The sequence below is a fragment of the Natronococcus sp. JC468 genome (assembly GCF_012163165.1).
GTDB classification, from domain to species: Archaea; Halobacteriota; Halobacteria; order Halobacteriales; family Natrialbaceae; genus Natronococcus; species Natronococcus jeotgali.
Genome location: NZ_JAAVUO010000080.1, coordinates 1 through 5,444, shown reverse-complemented (window position 1 = coordinate 5,444; position 5,444 = coordinate 1). Strand labels below are relative to the sequence as shown.

The window sequence follows — 5,444 nt, the reverse complement described above, 5'->3', positions numbered from 1 at the left end:
TCTAAGATACCGTCATCGATTAAGTTCCGAAGCATCCCGCCGAAGGCTGGCTGGGTGTGAGACATATCCGCCATACGTCGGCGGGATGCACTGACTTTTCCGTAGCTTTGCGTAAGAGCGGTATTGATTAACCAACGTCGGGATTTTTCTTAGCCTTGTTGGTTAACTTACCAGCTGTCGAGAATATTCGACGGGTTCTGATCCAAAACAGATGCAGGTCTACTGCAAAATACGCCCCCAAATCACAGAGAAACGTCGATATGTAGCATATTGCTGGCTAACCACTAAATATCTACCTCCGGATCAACTGTCTACACCTATGGGAACGAGCCAACACGCTACGGAACAATCTCCGCCCGAGCAAGCAATCCTCTCTGTGAGGAATATCGGTGGCATCGACGAAACAGAGGTGTCGTTCGAACAGGGAGTTACCGTTCTTTCCGGTCGTAACGCAACAAATCGGACATCGCTGCTTCAGGGAATCATGGCGGCACTCGGCAGCGATCAAGCGAGCCTTAAAGCGGATAGCAAAGAAGGACAAGCTGTTCTCGAGTTCGGTGAAGAAACCTACCAGCAGACGCTTCACCGACGGAACGGCACGATCGTTACTGAGGGCGATCCGTATCTCGATGATTCGGAGGTCGCGGATCTCTTTGCGTTCCTGCTCGAGTCAAACGAAGCTCGCCAGGCCGTTGCTCGCGGTGACGACCTACGCGATCTGATCATGCGACCGGTCGATACCGATGCGATCAAAGCTGAAATCCAACAACTCGAGCAGCGGAAAACCCAGATCGACAATGAACTCGACGAACTCGATAACCTCGAGAATCAGCTCCCCGATCTCGAGGCCAAGCGAACGCGATTAATCAACGAGATCGACGAGCTCCGTGACGAACTCGAAACTGCCGAAGAAGAGCTCGAGGCCGCGAATACTGACGTCGAAACCCGGCGTGAGGAACAATCCGAATTCGAGGAGAAACTCGATGAACTTCGGGATACGCGTTCAGAACTCGAACGAGTTCGCAACCGGATCGAGACCGAACGCGAGAGTATCGAGGCACTCGAAGACGAGCACGACGACGTCGAAGCCAACCTCGAAGAGCTGCAGGCAGGGGGAGAAGCGAATCTCGGTCGTCTCGAAGCTGAAATCGATACCCTCCAAGCCGAGAAGGACGAACTCAACGAGGAAATTTCGCAGCTTCAACGGACGATTCAGTTCAACGAACAGCTGCTAGAGGATCCTGGAGAATTCCTTGGTGGCGAGGCGGACGACAATAACGGTCCAGTCACCGACCAGCTCCTCTCCGATGCCGATTCGGAGACCGTCACGTGTTGGACGTGTGGCTCGTCAGTCGCCACCGACCAGATCGAATCCACGATCGAACAGCTCCAGGCTGTATACGAGGATCGACTCAGCGAGCGTTCTGAGATTAACGACGAACTCGAGGAGAAACGAGCGACGCGCAACGAAATCGAAGAGAATCGCTCCGAGTATCAACGAGCCAATCGCCGTCTCGAGTCGATTGACGAGGAAATCGAGCGCCGACGTGACCGCATCGCGGATCTTACGGACGATCGGGAAGCCTTCACAGAGGAAATCACTGAACTCGAAAGCGAGATTGACGATCCCGAAACCGATGACTCCGGGGATATTCTCGAGCAACACCGCGAAGTCAACCAGCTCGAGTTCGAGATCGAACGAAAGGAAAGCAAGCGCGATGATGTCGAAGACAAAATCGCATCAATCGAGGAACGGCTCGATGACCGCGAAGGGCTTCAAGATCGGCGTGAGAAGACAACCGAAGAGTTAGCCGATCTTCGAACCCGTATCGATCAAATCGAAGACAGTGCGGTCGAAGAGTTCAACGAGCACATGGAGAGTCTGTTGGAGATTCTCGAGTACAGTAATCTCGAGCGGATCTGGATCGATCAGACAACACGCGACGTTCGTGAGGGTCGACGCAAGGTGACGAAATCGTCGTTCGATCTGAAGATCGTTCGTAGTACTGAGGAGGGAGCAGCCTACGAAGACTCGATCAACCATCTTAGCGAGAGCGAACGCGAGGTTACGGGACTCGTCTTTGCGCTTGCAGGATATCTTGTTCACGACGTCTACGAGACGGTTCCGTTCATGCTGCTCGATTCGCTCGAGGCGATTGATTCTGAGCGTATCGCAACCGTTGTGGAGTACTTCGAGTCGTACGCGCCGTATCTTACCGTTGCGCTACTCGAGGAGGACGCACAAGCACTCGAGGAAGAGCACGCGACAGTAACTGAAATTTAATTATCCCCTATTGTTCTCTGTCTTCTATCCGAGTGTTCTCTCAGACGATGCTAGAACGCTCTCGGGCGCCAATCAGCTCTGCCGATTCATACGTGTGAACCGGAGTTGCTGAGTCCCGTTTCACACGAGTGAATAGGGCTTAAGAGGATTGGTGACGTATCCTGAGACATGAGCAATGAACGTGACGATCGCGGGAAATTTGTGACACAGGTCACGCTCGAGGACATCCTCGGAATTCTCCGGCGGACCAGTGAGCCCATGACTGCGACAGAACTCAGTACGGAGTTGGGTATCTCGAACAGAGCGATCCTCAACAAACTCAATACGCTCCATGAGCGTGGGGATGTCCGCCGAAAAAAGGTAGGTGGTCGGTCCGTAGTATGGTGGCTTCCAGATGAGCCTACCGAAAAGCAGGAAATCAATCCCGATGATCCATTTTGGGACGCCGAGCCCGTAGCCGCAGGCGGGCCAACAGATGTTTCGTCGAATGTGGACGAGTATCTCTATGGTGAACCAGAGAGCGACGAATGAGTAGCCCTGATGCGACAGCCCTGTTCATCGATACTGGTGCGTTTTATGCTCGATTCAAGCCTGATGACGAAAACCACGAACAAGCCGTTGAGTTGTTCGATGGAATACGGTCGGGAAAATACACGTACCGGCCACTCTATACCAGTCGCTATGTTCTCTCGGAGCTTGCTACCCTCTTGCTCCGATGGGTTGGTCACGGTGACGCCGTTCATGCACTGAGCGCTATTCGGGAGTCAGAGAGTTTTACTGTTCTACCAGTTGATGCTGGTGCCTTCGATCGAACCTGCAAAGAATTCGCTCGCTATGATGACCAACAGATTTCGTTTGTTGATCACTCGAGCGCCGTTCTCGCTGATGAGTACGACATAGAACACCTCTTTGCGTTTGATTCTGATTTCCGAACGCTCGGTTTTACAATTGTTCCCGGAGACACCCCTGAGATCCACGAGTAAACTAGCGGAGAGAGGATCTATCCTGGCTCTACGTTATGTGTCTATCAAGCAGATAGATTTCTCGAAACAACGTCCAGGCACACCATTTTACAAGTAATTTCGTCGATAGTGACAGATAAGCAGGTCCAATCATAATTGGATTCGTAACGGGCCGCTGTATGGCTGTTTGAGACGATTTCAGGGAGTCGCGAAGCCACGCTCGAGTCCGGCCTTCAATTTACGAATTGCTGTGCAAAAAAGGACCGAAAACAAGGACTATTTTCACATCGATGACGGGGGGGAGGGGAAGTGAGACCCTGAGTTTACACTTCGACGTCGGGGTGTCAGACGCATGGCTTACACCTCGATAACGGGGGGTGACAGAACGACATTGTAAAGCAGGTACTCGGTTTCGGCAATTTCCATCTTTACACATCGATAACGGGGGGCCTCTCTCCGATATACTTCGGAGGTGGTTCAGTCGTAGAAAGCAGAGAACTGAGTTGTACAAGCGATATACTCCCTGTACGCCCCGGATAAACATCGACGGGGGTTATCTTTTTGATGCTCCAGCGTACAGGGACCGTATGCCCAATAGTGATCAGAATGAAATAAACCAATCTACTCTTAGTGAAGATACTCACTCTGAAGCCAACGCAGATCAAATAGAAGCCGCTCGGAAGAACACTGTCGCAGATACGGTCCAAAATCAGAATGAGGTGTCTAATGAAGACAGCTCTCAACAGTCGATTCGGGATATGCTCGATGACGATGAAGAGGCATCAGTTTTCGTCAATCGGGATCTCGTCGAGCCAGACACCATCATTGACGAGGAGCGAATAGTTGGTCGTGACGATCAGCTCAAGTCCGTTGTCTCATTTCTGAAGCCGACCCTGCAGGGAAATCGCCCCCCGAATATGTTGTTATATGGTCCTGCTGGAACAGGAAAATCACTCATCATCGGGGCTGTTACACAACAGATCATCGAACTCTGCCAATCGAAAGGCGAGCGCTTCGGTGTGATTAATATCAACTGTCAGCCAATCAATACCCTCGATCAAGCAGTTTACGAACTCGTTCAGACTGTTGCGAAAGACGTCAATGCGGAAATCGGGGTTCCAGAAACGGGTGTCTCAACGAAGCGCAAGTACCGACGTCTATATAAACTCATCAACGAACATTATGATTCGGTCATTTTTATTCTCGATGAAATCGATCTGCTGGTTGGTCGACGGGCAAACGACGAGCCCGCTTACTCAAAACTACTCTACCAGTTGTCACGAGCAAGTAACACGAATGAGATTGAAGGCCGTGTGTCGGTTGCAGCGCTGACGAACGACCCAAAGTTCATGGAGGATATCGACGGCCGTGCCGAGAGCTCATTTAATCCTCGGGACGTCTACTTTCCAGATTACGATGCCACGCAGTTGCGCGAAATTCTCGAGAATCGTCGTGATGCATTTCGGCAAGATGCACTCACGAGTGATGTGATCCCGCTTGTGGCGGCATTTGCAGCACAGAGCCACGGAGACGCTCGGAAAGCTATTGATCTGTTCCGTGGTGCCGGCGATCTCGCAGATGAATGGGGTGACGAAAAAGTTACCGAGAGACACGTACGTGAGTCCCAGGAAGAAATCGATAAAGATCGTTCATTGAAGCTTGTAGAGGGGTTGACGACTCAGAAGAAGATCTCACTGTACGCGACTGCTGCAGTCGCCTGTCACTCGAATCGGTCACGAAGTTCTGTACCAAGTCCAGTCGGATTCAATGTTTATCGGTGGATCACTGATGAGCTGGATGCTGACCAAATGACACGCGAGACCTACGTAAAGTACGTGAAAGAGCTCTCTACGTATGGACTTATTTCGAGCTCACGAAAAAGTCGAGGACGGGGTGGCGGAATGTATATGGAGTTTACTTTCACGGGAGATCCTGAAGCGATGATGAAGAGAATTGTTGACAACACTCGATTAGAGCCAATAGCCAATCAAGAAGTACTCCTACAGACCGTTGTCAACTCCCAGCTGAGGGAATTTCATAACCAATGAATTTGTATCAGTCAGGCAGGCCGTTCCCGAACACACCCCCCGTGTTCGATGTGTAAGTACTCGCGTTCTTCATTCTGCCGTGTTGACTCGATGGAAACGCTGCTACTCCATGAGGGCGTAAACCAAGCATGGGGCGCAAGAGACCGACCG

Annotated in this window: 4 protein-coding genes; all 4 read left to right on the top strand. The window is 51.4% G+C overall.

Annotated features, from left to right (window positions below; translation table 11 throughout):
- Positions 1-319: 319 nt before the first annotated feature.
- The 4 genes from GWG54_RS20295 to GWG54_RS20280 all read left to right on the top strand — a co-directional run bounded on the left by GWG54_RS20295 (position 320) and on the right by GWG54_RS20280 (position 5,294).
- A complete protein-coding gene (locus tag GWG54_RS20295; RefSeq protein WP_167939448.1) occupies positions 320-2,284 on the top strand; it encodes an archaea-specific SMC-related protein in 1,965 nt (654 codons plus the stop codon).
- A gap of 168 nt (positions 2,285-2,452) precedes the next feature.
- Positions 2,453-2,815 (top strand): helix-turn-helix domain-containing protein, encoded by a 363-nt coding sequence (locus GWG54_RS20290; RefSeq protein ID WP_167939447.1) that lies wholly within the window; start codon positions 2,453-2,455, stop codon positions 2,813-2,815.
- Entirely contained in the window at positions 2,812-3,267 is a 456-nt protein-coding gene (locus GWG54_RS20285; protein WP_167939446.1) for a type II toxin-antitoxin system VapC family toxin, read from the top strand. Before GWG54_RS20290 ends, GWG54_RS20285 begins: the two co-directional genes overlap by 4 nt.
- Before the next feature lie 737 nt (positions 3,268-4,004).
- The gene (locus GWG54_RS20280) at positions 4,005-5,294 is read left to right on the top strand and encodes an orc1/cdc6 family replication initiation protein (RefSeq protein WP_167939449.1); all 1,290 of its coding nucleotides are present in this window, start codon (positions 4,005-4,007) and stop codon (positions 5,292-5,294) included.
- The last annotated feature ends 150 nt before the right edge of the window (positions 5,295-5,444 follow it).